Annotated in this window: 14 protein-coding genes; 3 read left to right on the top strand and 11 right to left on the bottom strand. The window is 72.1% G+C overall.

All coding sequences use genetic code 11. The features are described from left to right. Positions 1–39 precede the first annotated feature (39 nt). Entirely contained in the window at positions 40–771 is a 732-nt protein-coding gene (pdxH, locus tag ACWIGU_RS18000; protein WP_454401939.1) for a pyridoxamine 5'-phosphate oxidase, read from the bottom strand. A 233-nt stretch (positions 772–1,004) separates the two neighbouring features. Here pdxH and ACWIGU_RS17995 point away from each other — a divergent pair, with 233 nt between their 5' ends. Next, complete coding sequence (locus ACWIGU_RS17995) at positions 1,005–2,135, top strand: citrate synthase 2 (RefSeq protein WP_100596006.1); 1,131 nt, start codon at positions 1,005–1,007, stop codon at positions 2,133–2,135. 75 nt (positions 2,136–2,210) lie between these two features. Here the strand turns inward: ACWIGU_RS17995 and ACWIGU_RS17990 are convergent, their stop codons facing one another. From ACWIGU_RS17990 to ACWIGU_RS17980, 3 genes are read right to left on the bottom strand one after another with little or no spacing between them, the layout of a single operon-like run. After that, on the bottom strand, positions 2,211–2,813 hold the full coding sequence (locus tag ACWIGU_RS17990; protein ID WP_454401937.1) for a TetR/AcrR family transcriptional regulator: 603 nt from the start codon (positions 2,811–2,813) through the stop codon (positions 2,211–2,213). Beyond that, a complete protein-coding gene (locus ACWIGU_RS17985; protein WP_454401935.1) occupies positions 2,801–3,547 on the bottom strand; it encodes an enoyl-CoA hydratase family protein in 747 nt (248 codons plus the stop codon). The genes ACWIGU_RS17990 and ACWIGU_RS17985 overlap by 13 nt, the downstream gene beginning before the upstream one ends. Continuing rightward, positions 3,544–4,854: an RNA-guided endonuclease InsQ/TnpB family protein gene (locus ACWIGU_RS17980; RefSeq protein WP_454402392.1), complete on the bottom strand. Its 1,311-nt coding sequence runs from the start codon at positions 4,852–4,854 to the stop codon at positions 3,544–3,546. The genes ACWIGU_RS17985 and ACWIGU_RS17980 overlap by 4 nt, the downstream gene beginning before the upstream one ends. A 73-nt stretch (positions 4,855–4,927) precedes the next feature. Here ACWIGU_RS17980 and ACWIGU_RS17975 point away from each other — a divergent pair, with 73 nt between their 5' ends. Then, positions 4,928–5,131 carry an Arc family DNA-binding protein gene (locus ACWIGU_RS17975; RefSeq protein ID WP_454401933.1) on the top strand — a complete coding sequence of 68 codons (204 nt, stop codon included), beginning with the start codon at positions 4,928–4,930 and terminating at the stop codon, positions 5,129–5,131. 91 nt (positions 5,132–5,222) lie between these two features. Here the strand turns inward: ACWIGU_RS17975 and ACWIGU_RS17970 are convergent, their stop codons facing one another. From ACWIGU_RS17970 to ACWIGU_RS17945, 6 genes are all read right to left on the bottom strand, one after another. Next, positions 5,223–6,392 carry an acyl-CoA dehydrogenase family protein gene (locus tag ACWIGU_RS17970; protein WP_454401931.1) on the bottom strand — a complete coding sequence of 390 codons (1,170 nt, stop codon included), beginning with the start codon at positions 6,390–6,392 and terminating at the stop codon, positions 5,223–5,225. Next, positions 6,389–8,242: an acetyl/propionyl/methylcrotonyl-CoA carboxylase subunit alpha gene (locus ACWIGU_RS17965; RefSeq protein WP_454402390.1), complete on the bottom strand. Its 1,854-nt coding sequence runs from the start codon at positions 8,240–8,242 to the stop codon at positions 6,389–6,391. Before ACWIGU_RS17965 ends, ACWIGU_RS17970 begins: the two co-directional genes overlap by 4 nt. A 17-nt stretch (positions 8,243–8,259) precedes the next feature. Further along, entirely contained in the window at positions 8,260–9,858 is a 1,599-nt protein-coding gene (locus ACWIGU_RS17960; protein ID WP_454401929.1) for an acyl-CoA carboxylase subunit beta, read from the bottom strand. Then, positions 9,855–11,567 carry an acyclic terpene utilization AtuA family protein gene (locus ACWIGU_RS17955; RefSeq protein WP_454401927.1) on the bottom strand — a complete coding sequence of 571 codons (1,713 nt, stop codon included), beginning with the start codon at positions 11,565–11,567 and terminating at the stop codon, positions 9,855–9,857. The genes ACWIGU_RS17960 and ACWIGU_RS17955 overlap by 4 nt, the downstream gene beginning before the upstream one ends. Then, positions 11,564–12,361 carry a TIGR03084 family metal-binding protein gene (locus tag ACWIGU_RS17950; RefSeq protein ID WP_454401925.1) on the bottom strand — a complete coding sequence of 266 codons (798 nt, stop codon included), beginning with the start codon at positions 12,359–12,361 and terminating at the stop codon, positions 11,564–11,566. The genes ACWIGU_RS17955 and ACWIGU_RS17950 overlap by 4 nt, the downstream gene beginning before the upstream one ends. A gap of 603 nt (positions 12,362–12,964) precedes the next feature. After that, positions 12,965–13,984: an EamA family transporter gene (locus tag ACWIGU_RS17945; RefSeq protein ID WP_454401923.1), complete on the bottom strand. Its 1,020-nt coding sequence runs from the start codon at positions 13,982–13,984 to the stop codon at positions 12,965–12,967. Between the two features lie 181 nt (positions 13,985–14,165). Here ACWIGU_RS17945 and ACWIGU_RS17940 point away from each other — a divergent pair, with 181 nt between their 5' ends. After that, a complete protein-coding gene (locus ACWIGU_RS17940; protein ID WP_454401922.1) occupies positions 14,166–15,098 on the top strand; it encodes a LysR family transcriptional regulator in 933 nt (310 codons plus the stop codon). 121 nt (positions 15,099–15,219) lie between these two features. On the opposite strand, the gene ACWIGU_RS17935 is transcribed toward ACWIGU_RS17940, so the two are convergent. After that, positions 15,220–18,165 (bottom strand): FAD-binding and (Fe-S)-binding domain-containing protein, encoded by a 2,946-nt coding sequence (locus ACWIGU_RS17935; RefSeq protein WP_454401920.1) that lies wholly within the window; start codon positions 18,163–18,165, stop codon positions 15,220–15,222. Positions 18,166–18,386 lie beyond the last annotated feature (221 nt).

Below are 18,386 nucleotides of genomic sequence, written 5' to 3'. Positions count from 1 at the left end.
AACCTCGTAGCGGCGGAACCCTCACCGACGGACCCGGGCTCAGGGGCCCAGGCGTTCGACACGCCAGGCGCCGGACGGCTCGTGGACGTAGCGGAGCCGGTCGTGGAGGCGGTTCTCGCGGCCCTGCCAGAACTCGACCGTGCGCGGGGTGACGCGGAAGCCGCCCCAGTGGTCGGGCACCGGGATGTTCTCGCCCTCCGGGTAGCGCTCGGCGAGTTCGGCGTACGCGGCGTCGAGTTCGGCGCGCGTGGCCAGGACCTGTGACTGGGCGCTGGCCCACGCGCCGAGCTGGGAGCCGCGCGGACGCGAGCGGAAGTACGCGGCCGTCTCCTCGCGGCTCGTGTGGGCGACGGTGCCGCAGACGATGACCTGGCGGGCCATCGGGTGCCAGGGGAAGAGCAGCGCGATCTCGTGGTTCGCCGCCAGGTCGCGGGCCTTGCGGGAGCCGTAGTTCGTGTAGAAGACGAAGCCCCGGTCGTCGTAGGCCTTGAGCAGCACGGTGCGCGAGCTCGGCCGGCCGGCCGCGTCCACCGTGGAGACCACCATCGCGTTCGGCTCGTACAGCACGCCGCGCGCCCGCGTGGCCTCGTTGAACCAGAGCTCGAACAGTTCCATCGGGCGTGCGGGGACGTCCTCCTCCAGGAGCCCCTCACCCGGCGGGCGGTACTGCGCACGCATGACGGCGGGGTTCGGGGGCGCGTGGTGGTCGTGGTGGTCGCTCACGCGGTCATCCTGCCGCACGCATGGGGCAGTCGGGCGCGTGGAGTTCATCACTGAGTGGCACTGAGTGCCGCGACCTCTCCCCAAGGGTGGCACCAGCGGATATCGTCATCGGTCCCGCCGCCCCTTCGGTTGGGTGACCGCCTGCCGAACGGGGCATCACCGGGGTGACCGATCCCGGCCCGCGAGCCCTGGAGCCGCGCCACCACCGCGGTCCACCGTCGTACAGATAGATGCAGAGTCGTACCAGACGCAGAGTCGTACACGTTCAGAGGAGCCGCCTGATGTCCGACCCCGGCCTTGACCCCGGCCCTGTCCCCGGCTTCGTGCCCGGCCTCGAGGGAGTCGTCGCGTTCGAGACGGAGATCGCCGAACCGGATAAGGAAGGCGGCGCCCTCCGGTACCGGGGCGTCGACATCGAGGATCTGGTCGGCCATGTGTCGTTCGGCAACGTCTGGGGCCTGCTCGTCGACGGGGCCTTCAACCCGGGTCTGCCGCCCGCCGAGCCGTTCCCCATCCCCGTCCACTCCGGCGACATCCGCGTCGACGTGCAGTCCGCGCTCGCCATGCTCGCGCCCGTGTGGGGCCTGAAACCGCTGCTCGACATCGACGAGGCGCAGGCCCGCGAGGACCTCGCCCGCGCCGCCGTCATGGCCCTCTCGTACGTCGCCCAGTCGGCCCGCGGACAGGGCCGGCCGATGGTGCCGCAGCGCGAGATCGACAAGGCGGACACCGTCGTCGAGCGGTTCATGAAGCGCTGGCGCGGCGAACCCGACCCGAAGCACGTCGCCGCCGTCGACGCGTACTGGACGAGCGCCGCCGAGCACGGCATGAACGCCTCCACGTTCACCGCGCGCGTCATCGCCTCCACGGGCGCCGATGTCGCGGCGGCGCTCTCGGGCGCCGTCGGCGCCATGTCGGGCCCCCTGCACGGCGGCGCGCCCTCCCGCGTCCTCGGCATGATCGAGGAGATCGAGCGCACCGGCGACGCGGACGCGTACGTCCGCCGTGCCCTCGACAAGGGCGAGCGCCTCATGGGCTTCGGGCACCGCGTCTACCGCGCCGAGGACCCCCGCGCGCGCGTGCTGCGGCGCACGGCCCGCGAGCTGGGCGCCCCGCGCTTCGAGGTCGCCGAGGCCCTGGAGAAGGCCGCCCTCGCGGAGCTGCACGCCCGCAGGCCCGACCGGGTCCTGGCCACGAACGTGGAGTTCTGGGCGGCGATCATGCTGGACTTCGCGGAGGTCCCGGCGCACATGTTCACGTCGATGTTCACGTGCGCCCGCACGGCCGGCTGGTCGGCGCACATCCTGGAGCAGAAGCGCACGGGCCGCCTCGTGCGCCCCTCGGCCCGCTACATCGGCCCGGGCACCCGCGACCCTCGCGACATCGAGGGGTACGGGGACATCTCGGGCTGAGTACCGCCCTCGGCACAGCGAGCGGCGCCGCGCGTCTTCCGTGCGGCGCCGCTCGCGTACGTCATCCGCCCCGCGTCATCCCAGCGCCCCGTCCAGGATCGCCGCCCACTGCGCGACGACCCGCTCGCGGCGGGGCCCGTCATCGGTGAGGAGGTTCGCGAGGCCGAGGCCGCGCGCCATGTCGAGGAGCCCCTGCACCGTCTCGCGGGCACCCGGGCGCGACTCGTCGGCGGCCAGGAGTTCCACGGCGATGCGATGGGTCTCGCGGCCGACGCGGGCCTCGAGTTCGGTGACGCGGCCGCCCAGCTGCGGCTCGTTCGACGCCGCCACCCACAGGTGCAGGGCGGCCCGGAACAGCGGGCCCGTGTACAGGTCGACGAGGGCGGCGACGACCTCGGTGCGGCCCCGGGGACGCAGGGCGCGCAGCGCGGTCGAGCGCTCCTCGGCGACGTACTCGACGGCGGCGGTGAACAGGTCCTCGCGGGTCGGGAAGTGGTGCTGGGCCGCGCCGCGCGAGACCCCGGCCCGTTCGGCGACGACGGAGACCGTGGAGCCCGACCAGCCGCGCTCGGCGAGGCAGGACACGGCCGCTTCGAGGAGGCGCAGGCGGGTGGCGCGGCTGCGGTCCTGTTTGGGGGCGCGCTCCACCGCCGTACCGGATGAGGTCACAGCACCCATGCGGGATCCCGTCGTTCGAGGAAGGCCGTCATCCCTTCGCTTGCCTGTGCGGAGGAGAACAGCCGGGCCGAGAGCGCGCTCAGGTCGGCCGCGTCCCGGTCGAAGGCCTCCAGCACCTTAGCCGTGAGCAGCCGTTTCGTCTCGGCCAGGCCCTGCGGGGACGACCGGCGCAGCCCGTCGAGGACGGGGGCGAGGGCCGCGTCGACGTCGTCGCCCGCCGCCGTCAGGAGCCCGACGCGGACCGCTTCCGCCGCGTCGAAGCGCTCTCCCGTCAGGTAGTAGCGGGCGACGGCGCGCGGGTCGGTGCGCGGCAGCAGGGGCAGCGAGATGGCGGCGGGCGCGACCCCGATGCGGACCTCGGTGAACGCGAACGAGGCGGCGTGCGAGGCGGCCGAGATGTCGCACGCCCCGAGCAGGCCGAGCCCGCCCGCCCGCACATGCCCGGCGATCCGCGCGACGACGGGACGGTCGAGCGCGACGATCTGCCGCAGGAGCGCGACCAGGGCATCGGGCGGGGGCGGGGACTTCAGGTCGGCGCCGGCGCTGAACGTGTTGCCGGTGTGGGTGAGGACGACGGCCCGTACGGCGTCGTCCTTGCCGCACGCCGTGAGCGCGTCCGCCAGCTCGGCGACGAGCCCGGCGGACAGGGCGTTGCGGTTGGCCGGGGAGTCGAGAGTGAGGGTGGTGATCCCGCGCTCGTGCGAGGCGTGGACGAAGGGCTCGGCAACGCTCATGACGTCTCCCTGAGACTCGACATCCGCGTACTCACTTTGACATCCTCCCCCTGCTCAAAGAGGGGGATTCCAACCCATATGGGTTGAGGTTCACGGACACTCGAACGGCCGGTGGCCGCTGTCATCCCTCCGGCACCGGCTGATCGCCGGGGGCGGGGAATCCCGCCCTGTCCTGCCGCGACGTTGTTTGCTGCGTTCTCATCGGCGTTGCAGGTGAACCCGCAGGACACGCAAACGAACTCGGCTTGGCTCTTGCGCGAGTTCTTCTCGATCCATCCGCAGGCACTGCACCTCAGGGAGGTGTACGGGGCCGGGACGTCCTCGACCCGGCCGGGGGCCTTCTGCTCCGTGCGCTGCCGGAGCAGGCCCCAGCCCTGGGCGAGGATCGCCCGGTTCAGCCCGGCCTTCTGCCGGACCTTCTCTCCCGGCTGTTCGACTGTCCCCGTCGCCGAGCGGGTCATGTTCTTGATGTTGAGTTTCTCGAACCGGATCACGTCGAAGCTACGGGCCAGCATGGTGCTGGTCTTCTCGCACCAGTCCTTGCGCCGGTCAGCCTCACGGGCCTTGAGCTTGGCGACCTTCGCATACTCGGCCGCCTTCCGCTCGCTGCCCTTCGGCGCGCGGGCGGCTCGCCGCTGGTGCTTGCGGATCTGGGACCGCTCCTTGACGGTGAGCTGCGGGCAGTTCAGCTTCCGGCCGTCCGAGAGGGCGGCGGTGATCTTCACGCCCCGGTCGATGCCGATGATCGCACCCGTACCCGGCGCGTCGGTCGGCTCGGGAATGACGGCGAAAGCGATGTGCCAACGACCATGGCGGAAGGTGACCCGGAACGTCTTCGCCTTCGGCAGCTCAGGCCGGGTGAGCCGGAACCGGACCCAGCCGCAGCCGCAGCCGCAGCCGGGCACCTTCACCTGAGCCCACTTGCGGTTAAGCCTACGCATCACCACGGACCGGCCCATGGCCTGCTTGCCCTTTGCGTTCAGCTTCGGGCTACCGCCGGCATCGAACTCCGGAACCCGGTCCGTGCCGATGACCCGGAATCCCTCATGCGCGAACTTCTTACGCCAGGTCGGCTCACCGAACCCGGAAGTGAACCTGGCGCTCTTGGCCTTGGCGAAGTCCTTCAACGCCTGCTGCTGCACGTCCGCATTACCGGCCCGCAGCCACTCGTTCTCGCGCCGGGCCTCAGTGAGTTGGCGGCACTGCTCGGCGAAACCCGGCGCGGCCCTCTTTACCTTCAGCCAGTGAGAGTGCTGCTCGACGGCCAGGTTCCACACGTACCGGGCGTGCGCGCAGTGCTCAAGCATCTGCTCGGCCTGCCCAGGCGTCGGATACATGCGGCAACGTGACATGGCCCCATTTTAGGGCCACACTGGAGAGGTGATCAAGTTCAACCTGCGCTTGCCGGAAACCCTCTACGCCAGAGCCAAGAACGCTGCTGACGCTGACGACCGATCCCTGAACTCCTGGCTGGTCTCTCTCGTGCGAAACGCTGTCGAGTCGAGTGAAACGCCGAATCACCCTGGCGGCGATCCGACTTCCCTTGCCCTGCTTCACGGGAACGAGCATCCGTCCCGACCCTGAAGGATCAGGCACCCTCCCCAACGCGAGGGCACTGTGGAACACCATGGCCGAACTCCTCACGGGTCAGTACGACTTGGCCAGTGCGACTTGGTCAGTACGACTTCGGCAGTCCCAGGGTCTGGTGGGACACGTAGTTGAGGATCATTTCCCGGCTCACGGGAGCGATGCGGGCCACGCGGGACGCCGTGATGAGCGAGGCGAGGCCGAACTCGCGGGTGAGGCCGTTGCCGCCGAGCGTGTGCACCGCCTGGTCGACGGCCCGCACACAGGCCTCCGCGGCCGCGTACTTGGCCATGTTCGCGGCCTCCCCCGCCCCGATGTCGTCGCCCGCGTCGTACAGATGGGCCGCCTTCTGCATCATCAGGCGGGCCGTCTCCAGCTCGATGTGGGCCTGCGCGAGCGGGTGCGCGATGGCCTGGTGCGCGCCGATGGGCGACTTCCAGACGGTGCGCTCCTTCGCGTACCCGACGGCCCTGGCCAGCGCGAAACGGCCCATGCCGATCGCGAACGCGGCCGTCATGATGCGCTCGGGGTTGAGGCCCGCGAACAGCTGGAGCAGGCCGGCGTCCTCGTCGCCGACGAGCGCGTCGGCCGGGAGCCGTACGTCGTCGAGGACGAGCTCGAACTGCTTCTCCGGCGCCTGGAGTTCCATGTCGATCTGCCGCCGCCCGAACCCCTCGGCGTCGCGCGGCACGATGAACAGGCACGGCTTGAGGCTGCCGGTACGGGCGTCCTCGGTGCGGCCCACGATGAGGGTGGCGTCGGCTATGTCGACGCCGGAGACGAACACCTTGCGCCCGGACAGGACCCAGTCGCCGCTGTCCCCGTCGCGGCGGGCGGTGGTCGTGATGCGGTGCGAGTTGGAGCCCGCGTCGGGCTCGGTGATCCCGAACGCCATCGTGCGGCTGCCGTCGGCGAGACCCGGCAGCCAGGCAGCCTTCTGCTCGGGCGTGCCGAAGCGGGAGATGACGGTGCCGCAGATCGCGGGCGACACGACCATCATCAGCAGCGGCGCACCGGAGGCGCCCAACTCCTCAAGGACCAGCGACAGTTCATACATGCCGCCGCCCCCGCCGCCGTGCTCCTCCGGCAGGTTCACGCCCAGGTACCCGAGCTTCGCGGCCTCCGCCCACAGCTCCTCGGGGTGGCCCTCCTCGCGGACGACACGGGTCATGTAGTCGCGTCCGAAGCGGCTGCCGAGAGCGGCGACGGCGGAGCGCAGGGCCTGGTGCTCCTCGGATTCGAGGACGGGAGCGTTCACGACTGATCCTCCTGTACGACGGCGAGCAGGGCGCCGACCTCGACCTGACGGCCGGGCGCGGCGTGCAGGGCGGTGAGCGTGCCGGAGGCGGGAGCGGTGATGCGGTGCTCCATCTTCATCGCCTCCAGCCAGACGAGGGGCTGCCCCGCGGTGACCGTGACGCCCTCGGCGAGCCCTTCGGCGAGCCGGACGACGGTGCCGGGCATGGGCGCGAGCAGGGATCCCGGCTCCTGGCGCGCGACGGGCTCGGGGAGGCGGGGCAGGGCGGTGAGCGCGGCGCCGTTCACGTACACGCGCTCCCCGTGGACCGCGATGTCGAACTTCCTTACCAAGCCGTCCACTTCGAGCACGACGAGCGCCGGGGTCGCGCGCACGACGCGCGCTCCGTCCGCGGCCAGACCGTCGCGTGTGTGCCGGTAGCGCACCTCGTGCTCGGTCCCGTCGGGTTCGGTGCGGTAGTGCTTGACCTGCGGCTGCGACGCCACGTTGCGCCAGCCGCCGAACCGGGAGCGGCCGTGCGCGTCGGCGAGGGCCGCGGCGAGCGGCGCGTACGGGTCCGGGTCCGGCGCCGCGAGCGCGGCCAGGTGCCGGTCGTAGAACCCGGTGTCCGCGCCGCCCGCGGTGAACTCCGGGTGCCGCAGCGACCGTACGAGGAGCTCCCTGTTGGTGACCGGGCCGTGCACGACGGCCCGCTCCAGGGCGCCCGCCAGCTTGCGCAGGGCCTCGGCGCGGGTCGGCGCGTGCGCGACGGCCTTGGCGAGCATCGCGTCGTAGTGCACCCCGATCGGGTCGCCGTCGGTGAACCCGGTGTCCAGGCGTACGGCCTCCGGGACGGACAGCCGGTGCAGCGTGCCGGTCTGCGGGGCCCAGCCGGCGGCCGGATCCTCCGCGTACAGACGGGCCTCCACCGAGTGGCCGCGCGCGACGGGCGGCTCTTCGCCCAGGGGCCCGCCCTCGGCGACGCGCAGTTGCAGCGCCACGAGATCGACGCCGAACACGGCCTCGGTGACGGGGTGTTCGACCTGGAGGCGGGTGTTCATCTCCAGGAAGTGCGCCTTGCCGTCGGCGACGAGGAACTCGACGGTTCCGGCGCCCCGGTAGTCGGTGGCGCGTGCGGCGCGCACGGCCATCTCCTTGAGAGACGCTTCGAGTTCAGGCGTGAGACCGGGTGCGGGCGCTTCCTCGATGACCTTCTGATGGCGCCGCTGGAGCGAGCAGTCGCGGGTGCCCAGCGCCCACACGGTGCCGTGCGCGTCGGCCATGACCTGCACCTCGACGTGCCGGCCGCCCTCGATGTACGGCTCGACGAACACCTCACCGTCCCCGAAGGCGCTCAGCGCCTCGGCCCCGGCGGCGGCCAACTGCGCGTCCAGCTCCGCCAGTTCACGGACGACTCGCATGCCGCGCCCGCCACCGCCGGCCGCGGCCTTCACGAGGACGGGCAGGTCCTTGTCCGTGACGGCCTCGAGGGGCTCGATGCCCATGAGCTCCTTGGCGCGCGTCTTCGACGCCATCGCCTCGATCGCCTCGGGCGGCGGGCCGATCCAGGTCAGGCCCGCGTCGGCGACGGCCCGCGCGAAGCCGGCGTTCTCGGACAGGAACCCGTAGCCGGGGTGCACGGCGTCCGCGCCCGCGGCCAGGGCGGCCTTCACGATCAGGTCGCCGCGCAGATACGTCTCGGCGGGCGACGCCCCCGGAAGCCGTACGGCGGCATCGGCCACGCGCGCGTGCAGGGCGTTCTCGTCGGCGTCCGAGTACACGGCGACGGTCCGGATGCCCAGCTCGGCGCAGGTACGGAAGACGCGGCAGGCGATCTCGCCGCGGTTGGCGACGAGTACAGAGGTGATCATTCGCGTGGTCATGGGCCTCACATCCGGAACACGCCGAATCCACCGCGCGCGCCCTCCACGGGCGCCGTGTGGATCGCGGACAGGCACAGGCCGAGCACGGTCCGGGTGTCGCGCGGGTCGATGACCCCGTCGTCGTACAGCCGCCCGGAAAGGAACATCGGCAGGGACTCGGACTCGATCTGCTGCTCCACCATGGCGCGCAGCGCGGCGTCCGCATCATCGTCGTACGGCTGCCCCTTCGCGGCGGCCGACTGACGGGCCACGATCGACAGGACACCGGCGAGCTGCTGCGGGCCCATCACGGCTGACTTGGCGCTCGGCCAGGCGAAGAGGAAGCGGGGGTCGAAGGCCCGCCCGCACATCCCGTAGTGGCCCGCCCCGTACGAGGCGCCCATGAGGACCGAGAGGTGCGGCACGCGGCTGTTGCTGACGGCGTTGATCATCATCGAGCCGTGCTTGATGATGCCGCCCTGCTCGTACTCCTTGCCGACCATGTAGCCGGTGGTGTTGTGCAGGAACAGGAGCGGGATGTCGCGCTGGTTGGCGAGCTGGATGAACTGGGCGGCCTTCTGCGACTCCTCGCTGAAGAGAACCCCTTGCGCGTTGGCGAGGATGCCGACCGGATAGCCGTGAAGTGACGCCCAGCCGGTCGTGAGGCTCGACCCGTACAGCGGCTTGAACTCGTCGAAGTCGGAGCCGTCCACGATCCGGGCGATGACCTCGCGCGGGTCGAAGGGGACCTTGAGGTCGCCGGGCACAATGCCGAGGAGTTCGTCGCTGTCGTACTTGGGCGGCTCCACGAGCTGTGGATCCGCGTACGCCTTGCGGTGGTTGAGACGGGCGACGACGCGGCGCGCCTGCCGGATCGCGTCCCGCTCGTCGAGCGCGAAGCAGTCGGCGAGCCCGGACGTACGGGCGTGCATCTCGGCGCCGCCGAGCGACTCGTCGTCGCTCTCCTCGCCGGTCGCCATCTTCACCAGGGGCGGCCCGCCGAGGAAGACCTTCGCCCGTTCCTTGACCATGATCACGTGGTCGGACATGCCGGGGATGTACGCGCCGCCGGCGGTGGAGTTTCCGAAGACGACGGCGACGGTGGGGATCCCGGCGGCCGAGAGGCGTGTGATGTCACGGAAGATGCCGCCGCCCGGGATGAAGATCTCCTTCTGGGAGGGCAGATCGGCGCCGCCGGACTCGACGAGGCTGATGCAGGGCAGCCGGTTGGCGAACGCGATCTCGTTGGCGCGCAGGGCCTTCTTCAGTGACCAGGGATTACTGGCTCCGCCGCGCACCGTCGGATCGTTCGCGGTGACCAGGCACTCGACGCCTTCGACGACACCGATGCCGGTGACGAGGGAGGCGCCGACGGCGTAGTCGCTGCCCCAGGCCGCGAGGGGGGAGAGTTCGAGGAAGGGCGTATCGGGGTCGAGGAGCAGCTCGATACGTTCACGGGCGAGCAACTTTCCGCGCTTGCGGTGCCGTTGGACGTATTTCTCGCCGCCGCCCGCGAGCGCCTTGGCATGCTCGGCGTCGAGCGCGTCGAGCTTGCAGATCATGGCCTCGCGGTGAGCGGCGTAGTCGGCACCTCCGACGTCCAGGGCCGAGGCGAGAACGGTCACAGGAGCACCTCCGGTATGTCCAGATGACGGGAGCGCAGCCACTCGCCGAGCCCCTTGGCCTGAGGGTCGAAACGGTGCCGGGAGGCGACACCCTGGCCGAGGAGGCCGGTGACGGTGAAGTTGAGGGCGCGGAGGTTGGGCAGCACGTGCCGGACAACTGTCAGATGACAACTTTCAGATATCAGATTCTGAAATCTGTCAGCTGTCATCTCATGCACGAGCCACCGCCAGGCCTCGTCCCCCTCTCCGTCTCCGCACACCCACACCCCCACGTTCGCGTCCCCGCCCTTGTCGCCGCTGCGGGCGCCCGCGACGAGGCCGAGGGGGGCGCGCCGGGTGGGGCCGGGTGGCAGGGGCGCGGGCAGGGGTGGTTCTTCCACGTCCGTCAGCGCGCGCGCAGGGCCGTCGTACGTGATCAACTTCCGTTCGCCGTCCGGCAGTACGGCGACCTGCTCGACCTCGCCCCGGTCCACGTACGCCGCCTCGAACACCCCGTACGGGGCGCCCTTGCCGGGCGGGGCCGTCACGTGGAAGCCGGGGTAGCTGCCGAGCGCCAGTTCGATCGCCGCGCTGCTGAGGGTGCGGCCCACCGCGTCAGCGTCGCTGTCCCGGACGACGAGCCGCAGCAGCGCGCTCGCGGTCTCTTCCGTGTCCGCGTCCGCGCGATCCGTACGCGCCAGTTCCCACGTCACGTGAGCAGGGCGGGACTTGGCCCGGTCGAACGCGTCGTCCATCTGCTCCCGTACGAGCGCCGCCTTGGCCTCGATGTCGAGCCCGGTCAGCACGAACACGACCTCGTTGCGGAAGCCGCCGAGCCGGTTGAGACCGACCTTCAGGGCGGGGGGCGGGGCCTCGCCGCGCACTCCGTCCACGCGGACGCGATCCGGGGCCTCCTGCGTGAGCCGTACGGTGTCCAGCCTCGCGGTCACGTCGGGCCCCGCGTACCGGGCGCCCCCGGTCTCATAGAGCAGCTGCTCCGTCACCGTCCCCACCGTCACGAACCCGCCCGTGCCGGGGTGCTTGGTGATGACGCAGGAGCCGTCCTCGTGGAGCTCGGCGAGGGGGAAGCCGGGGCGCCGCAGATCGCGGGCCCGCCCGGCGAAGCGGGAGTAGTTGCCGCCCGTGGCCTGGGTCCCGCACTCCAGGATGTGCCCGGCGACGACGGCCCCGGCGAGGCGGTCGTACGCGTCCTGCTCCCACCCGAAGCGCCAGGCCGCGGGCCCGGTGACCAGGGCGGCGTCGGTGACGCGGCCGGTGACCACGATGTCGGCGCCGGCCGCGAGGCAGGCGGTGATCCCGGCGCCGCCGAGGTAGGCGTTGGCGGTGAGGGCACCGGGGTGGCGTCCGCTCGGGGCGAGGTCGTCGCCCTCGACGTGCGCCACGCGCGCGTGGAGGCCGAGACGGTCCGCCAACTCCCGTACGGCGTCGGCGAGTCCGGCCGGGTTGAGTCCGCCCGCGTTCGCGACGATCTTCACGCCCCGGTCGAGCGCCAGGCCGAGGGTCTCCTCCAGCTGGCGCAGGAACGTGCGGGCGTAACCGCGCGCGGGGTCCTTCAGGCGGTCGCGGCCCAGGATGAGCATGGTCAGTTCGGCGAGGTAGTCGCCGGTCAGGACGTCGAGGGGGCCGCCTTCGAGCATCTCGCGCATCGCGTCGAAGCGGTCGCCGTAGAAGCCGGAGGCGTTGCCGATGCGCAACGGCGCCGCGGTCACTTCCGGGCCCCCGTGGACTCGCGGCCCGGTCCCGGCGGCCCCGCGAACGCCTGCGCGATCTCCAGCCAGCGGTCGGCGTCCGGGCCCTCGGCCCGCACGTCGAGGTCGTCCCGGTGCGCACGCTGGGTGACAAGGAGACAGAAGTCGAGAGCGGACCCGGTGACGCGCTGTGCCGCGTCCTCGGGGCCGTAGGTCCACAACTCGCCGGAGGGAGCGGTCAGTTCGACCCTGAACTCCCCCTCCGGCACCTCGATCCCCCGCATCCCGAAGGCGAAGTCACGCGTCCGTACGCCGATGCGGGCGATATGCCGGAGCCGGTCGCTCGGAGTGCGCACGACACCGAGGGCGTCGGCGATGTCCTGACCGTGGGCCCAGGTCTCCATCAGCCGGGCGGTGGCCATGGACGCGGCGGACATCGGCGGCCCGTACCAGGGGAACCGCGTCTTGGTGGCGGCCGCGGAGCGCAGCACGGGCTGCAACTTCTCGCGCCCCGCCCGCCATCGGGCGAGCAGTTCGGCGGGCGGCAGCGCGGCACCCTCCTCCGCCCCGTCGTCGACGAACGAGTCCGGCGCGGCGACGGCCTTCTCCACCTCACCGGCGAAGGCGTCCGCGTCGGTGACGGCGAGCAGCGCGGCACGGTCGGTCCAGGCCAGATGGGCGATCTGGTGGGCTACGCTCCAGCGGGCCGCGGGGGTGGGCAGCCCCCACTGACGGGGCCCCAACTCCCTTACCATCGCGTCGAGTTCCTGGCTTTCGTCCCGCAAGTCGTCGAACACGGACGGCAGATCGGACACGGTGCGCTCCCTCGGGGCACGGCAGTGTGCGGCGTGCCTGGAGCATGGCAGCGCGCCAGGAAACAATCAAGCGTGCTTGTATGAAAATTAATGAGATGACTTCAGGTGACTTCGGCGTCGCTGCCGTGGGAGTGACGCCCGGCGAGTGCCCGGCGTGGCTGCTCAATCACCGGTGACGGGGGGATGGAGCCTCGGGCCATGTCTCATCACCTCAGCGGCCCGAACCTCCGTCCCCCGCTCGGCGACTCCCGGCTGGACATGACGGACCTCTTCGCGTTCACGGTGCCGGGCGAGGGCGCCGAGGGAGACCGGCTCGTCGGTGAAGATCTTCTCGCCGGACGGCTCGTGGGAGCGGATCACCTCGGACAACATCCCCCCGCACACCGACCTCCTGCCGGAGTTCCCCTACCTGGGCCACCCGCACCCGGTGGGCGACTGAGGAGTACCCGGGTTCCTGGACCCGCCCAGGCCGTCACACACCCCGCATCGCACGCGAACCAGACGACCTTGCCGGGAGCAGGGGGCGGGTTCGGGGTGACGCCCCGGCGCGCCGCCACCGTGCTCACGGGCCGACGGTCGGCGAAGACGGTCAGGACGGCGGGGTCAGGCGGAGTCGGACTTCCGGGCCGTCCCGGCCCGGCCCCGCCCGACCTGCGTCCGTACCGCGCCGATGCTCGCCGCGATGACCAGGGCGATCGCGAGCGCGCCGACGGCGGACAGGGCCTGGTTCAGGATGAGGAATCCGGCGAGCGCGGCAACGGCCGGCTCCAGGCTCATCATGACCGCGAACGTGGACGCGGGCAGGCGGCGCAGGGCGAGCAGTTCGAGCGTGTACGGGAGCACCGAGGACAGGACGGCGACCGCCGCGCCCAGGGCCAGCGTCGAGGGGACGACCAGCTGGGAGCCCGACGCCGCGATGCCGAGCGGCAGGCAGAGCACGGCCGCGACCACCATCGCGAGGGCGAGCCCGTCGGCCTGCGGGAAGCGGCGGCCCGTACGGGCGCTGAAGACGATGTACGTCGCCCACATGCCACCCGCCGCGACGGCGAAGGCCGCGCCGACCAGGTCGAGTTCACCGAAGCCGCCGCCACCGCCCAGGAGGAAGACGCCGCAGAGCGCGAGGCCCGCCCAGACGGCGTTGACCAGGCGGCGCGAGGCGAACACCGACAGGGCGAGCGGGCCGAGGACTTCGAGGGTGACGGCAGGGCCGAGCGGGATCCGCTCGACGGCCTGGTAGAAGAGCAGGTTCATCCCGCCCATGGTGATGCCGAAGGTGACGACGGTGCCCCAGTCCGCGCGCGAGTAGCCGCGCAGCTTGGGCCGGCACACGATGAGCAGGACGAGCGCGGCGAAGAAGAGCCGCAGGGTGACGACACCGACCGCTCCCGCGCGCGGCATCAGGCCCACGGCGACGGCCGCACCGAACTGCACCGAGACACAGCCGCCGAGGACGAGCCCGACCGGGCCGAGCGCGCCCCAGCGGGAGCCCTTCGGCGCGGCACCCTCGGGCGCGGCGGAAGCGCCCGCCACCTCCGGCTGCGCCACCGCGGCCTCCGGCTGCACCAGTGCGGCGGCCGCCGCGTCGGCACCGGTCGCCGCCCGGTCGGTACGTGAGACGTTCACCTCTGAAGCCTTCCCTTTTCGCCGCCACCCCCACAGTTCAACAGGGTGGACTTCGCCGTCCAAGGTAGTACACCACGTCATGATCGTGGACCCCTTTTACGGCTGACGGTTCACCGCCCGTCGCGTCCAGCGCGACGCAGGCCCGCCTGCCACGCTAAGACCGCCGCGCGCGGTCCGTGAAATGCCTGCTGCGCTCCCGTTATGCTCCGCAGGCATGAGCGGTCCGTATGCCCTCCACTCGCTGGAGCTGCGCCATCTGCGCTGCTTCCTCGCCATCGCCGAGGAGGGCAACGTCACACGCGCCGCCTCCCGCCTCCGCCTCACCCAGCCCGCCGTCTCGCGCACCCTCGCGACCCTTGAGGACGCACTCGGCGTACGGCTCGTCGACCGCTCCACCCACCACCTCGCGCTGACCGCCGAAGGCAGGGCCTTCCGGGAGAGCGCGGCGGCGGCCGTCGCCGCGTTCGAGGACGCCCTGGACTCCGTCCGGGCCATGCGCCGGCCGCTGCGGCTCGGGCACGCCTGGTCGGCGGCGGGCCCGTACACCACGCCCCTGCTGCGGCGCTGGCGCGAGCGGTATCCCGACGTGCCGCTCGAACTCCTGCGCATCGACGACCGCACGGCCGGACTGACCCGGGGCGCCGTGGACGTCGCGCTGCTGCGCGGGTCCGTGGACGCGCCGGGCCTGGTCACCGAGCTCCTGCACACGGAGAGCCGGGTCGCGGCCGTACCGTCCGACAGCCCCCTCGCGGCGCGCGGCGTGCTCACCCTCGCCGACCTCTCCGGTCACACGATCGCCGTGAACACCGTCTCCGGCACCACCGCCCTCGACCTCTGGCCGCCCGCCGCGCGGCCCACCGCGACGATCACCGTGGCGAACACGGACGACTGGCTCGCGGCCATCGCGGCCGACCGCGCGGTGGGCGTCACGACGACGGCCACGCCCGGCATGCACCCGCACCCCGGCGTCGTCTACGTCCCGCTGACCGACGCCCCCGACCTGCCCGTCGTACTCGCCTGGCGCGACGCCGGCCCGCGTCACCCCGCCGTACGGGACCTGGTGGAACTCGCCCACGAGGTCGTACCGTCCGGCGGAACGCGCTCTACCGAGTGACCCCGGAGGTCGTACCGTCCGGCGGAACGCGTCCTACGAAGCGACCCACGAGGTCATGCCGTCCGGCAGAACGCCTCCTGCGGAGTGGGCCACGAGGTCACGCCGTCTGCCGGCACGCGTCCTACGAACTGAACCCCAGCGCCTCCGCGAGCACCTCAGCCAGATGCCTCCCCGGCCGGCCGCCTTCCCGCTCCAGCTGCTCCAGCTGGGTGCGGCACGAGAAGCCGTCCGCGAGGACCACCGCCCTGTCGTCGGCGGCGCGGACGGCGGGCAGGAGCTGTTCCTCCGCGCAGGCCGCCGACACGTCGTAATGCCCTTTCTCGAAACCGAAGTTGCCCGCCAGGCCGCAGCACCCCCCGCTCAGCTCGCCCTCCAGACCGGCCCTTTCCCGCAGTCTCCGCTCGGCGGCGTCACCCAGGACCGCGTGCTGGTGGCAGTGGGTCTGGCCGACGGCGGGGCGGTCCACGCGGGGCGGGTCCCAGTGCGGGGCGAACCGCTCCAGGGCCTCGGCAAAGGTCAGTACGGAGTCGGCGAGGCGGCGGGCGCGGGGTTCGTCGGGCAGCAGTTCCGGCAGGTCGGTGCGGAGCGCGGCGGCGCAGCTCGGCTCCAGGACGACGACGGGCAGCCCGGAGTCGACGACCGGCCGCATCAGGTCGAGGGTGCGGCGCAGGACGGCGCGGGCGCGGTCGAGCTGGCCCGTGGAGACGTACGTGAGGCCGCAGCAGACGCGGCCGCGCCGCGACGGAAGGAGCCCGGCGACCGCCGCCGGCCCGTCCGGCCTGTAGTCGAAGACCCGCGTAGGGGGCAGCAGCACGGAGAGCCCCGCCTCTTCGAGTACGCGCACGGCGGCCCGCCCGACCTGCGGCGCGAGATGCTCCGTGAACGTGTCCGGCCACAGGACCACCTCGGGCCCGTCGCCCCCGATCCGCGCCGCGCCGACCCGCCGGGCCACCCGCACCCGCCGCCGCAGATCCCGCCGCCACCCCGCACTGAACGTCTCGGGGGCGACCCGCGGAATCTTCCGCTCCGAGGCGAGTCCGCCGAGCCGCTTGCCGAGGGCGGCCAACGGCCCCACGCGCGCGAGGGTGTTGACGACGCCCGCCGCGCGCGCGTGGTGCACGGCCCGCAGCCAGAGCGGCAGCCACCCCATGGAGTAGTGCGCCGCGGGCCGCCTGCGCCCTTCGTAGTGGTGATGCAGGAACTCCGCCTTGTAGGTGGCCATGTCGACGCCGACCGGGCAGTCCGTGCGGCACCCCTTGCACGACAGGCACAGGTCGAGTGCGTCCCGTACCTCCGTGGACTGCCAGCCGTCCGTGACCACCTCGCCGGCGAGCATCTCGTGCAGCAGGCGCGCACGCCCGCGCGTGGAGTGCGTCTCCTCGCCGGTCACCCGGAAGGACGGGCACATGACACCACCCGAAGGGGCGGATTCCGTACGGCACTTGGCGACGCCCACGCAACGGCGTACCGCGGCGGAGAAGTCACCGCCGTCGTGCGGGTAGGCGAACTCGACGTCGACGGGGCCGCGCGGCAGGACGGCGAACCGCAGGTTCTCGTCGAGGCGGGCGGGGCGCACGAGAATGCCGGGGTTGAGCAGACCGTCGGGATCCCACGCGTCCTTGATCCGCCCGAAGAGGTCCACCAGCTCGGGCCCGTACATCTTCGGTAGGAGTTCGGCGCGGGCCTGCCCGTCGCCGTGCTCCCCGGACAGCGATCCGCCGTGCGCGACGACGAGTTCGGCGAGATCTTCGGAGAAGTGCCGAAAGCGCCGCACCCCGGTCTCGCTGAGCAGGTCGAAGTCGATGCGTACGTGGATGCAGCCGTCCCCGAAGTGCCCGTACGGGGTGCCGCGCAGGCCGTGCTGCGCCAGGAGCCCCCTGAAGTCCCGCAGATACGGGCCGAGGCGGGCGGGCGGCACGGCGCAGTCCTCCCAGCCGGGCCACGCCTCCGTGCCGTCGGGCATACGGGTAGCGGTGCCGGAGGCGTCCTCGCGGATACGCCACAGGGCGCGCTGGCCCGCGGGGTCGTCGACGACGAGGGAGTCCGTGGTGCCGTCGGCCGCGGCCCGCACGATCGCCCCGGCATGCGTGCGTGCCTGTGCCGGGGTGTCGCCGCCGGTCTCGACGAACAGCCAGGCGCCGCCCTTCGGCAGACCGGCCTGTTCCCGTACGAGGTCGGCGGCCATGCCCTCAACGGTGAGCGGCCTGTACGGCAGGAGCCCCGCGGCGGCCTCGGCGGCGGCGCTCTCGTCGGCGTAGGCGAGCACCGCGAGGGCACGCGCGCGTGGCGCTTCGACGAGCCGGACGGTCGCCTCGGTGACGATGCCGAGGGTGCCTTCGGTGCCGCAGAGGAAACGGGCGAGGTCGACACCGTTCTCGGGGAGCAGGGCGTCGGCGGCGTACCCGGAGATACGACGCGGCAGGTCGGGGAAGCCGGTGCGCAGGAGCGCCAACTCACCCTCGACCAGCGGGCGGAGGGAGTCGGGGGCACCTTGCCAGCCACGGCCCAGGGTGCGCTGACGAAAATCACCGTTGGATTGACGGATGACAGATGACAGATAACAGATATTGTCAGCTGTCGTTCCATAGGCCACCGAATGCGACCCGCACGAGTTGTTCCCGATCATCCCGCCCACAGTGCACCGACTGTGCGTGGACGGATCGGGCCCGAACCGCAGTCCGTACCGCGCGCCCGCTTCCTGCAGTCGGTCGAGCACAACTCCCGGCTGCACCACGGCAGTTCGCGCGTCCGGATCAACGTCCACAATCCGGTTCATGTGCCGCGTGAAGTCCATGACGACGCCCGTCCCGGTCGCCTGCCCCGCGATCGACGTACCGCCCCCGCGCGCCACGACCGGCACCCCGTACTCCCGGCAGACCGTGAGCACGGCCGCCACGTCGTCGGCGTCGCGCGGCGCCACGACCCCGACGGGCACCCTCCGGTAGTTGGACGCGTCCATGGTCATCAGCGCCCGCGCGGCCGCGGAGAAGTCGACCTCCCCGCGCACGGCGCCACGCAACGCCCTCGCGACACCTTCCGGGTCCTGGTTTCCCACGGTGGCAGCCATGCCTCCCAGCATGCATCTCCCCCGGGAACGACAACAGTTCGCCACGGAAGGAGCAACCCGTGACACGCACGTCCCCGAACCGCGACATCCCCTTCGGCCACGGCTCCAGGACCGGCGTGTCCAGCCCGGACCGGCGTATCCAGCCGAGACCGACATATTCAGCCCCTCCGCCGTTTGAGGAGCGGGGTCCGGGGCGGGGCCCCGCAACGTCCACTCGGGTG

The organism is Streptomyces sp. NPDC055400, from assembly GCF_053644375.1.
Note: the sequence above shows the minus strand (reverse complement) of the source record. Positions and strands in the feature narration are given on the sequence as shown.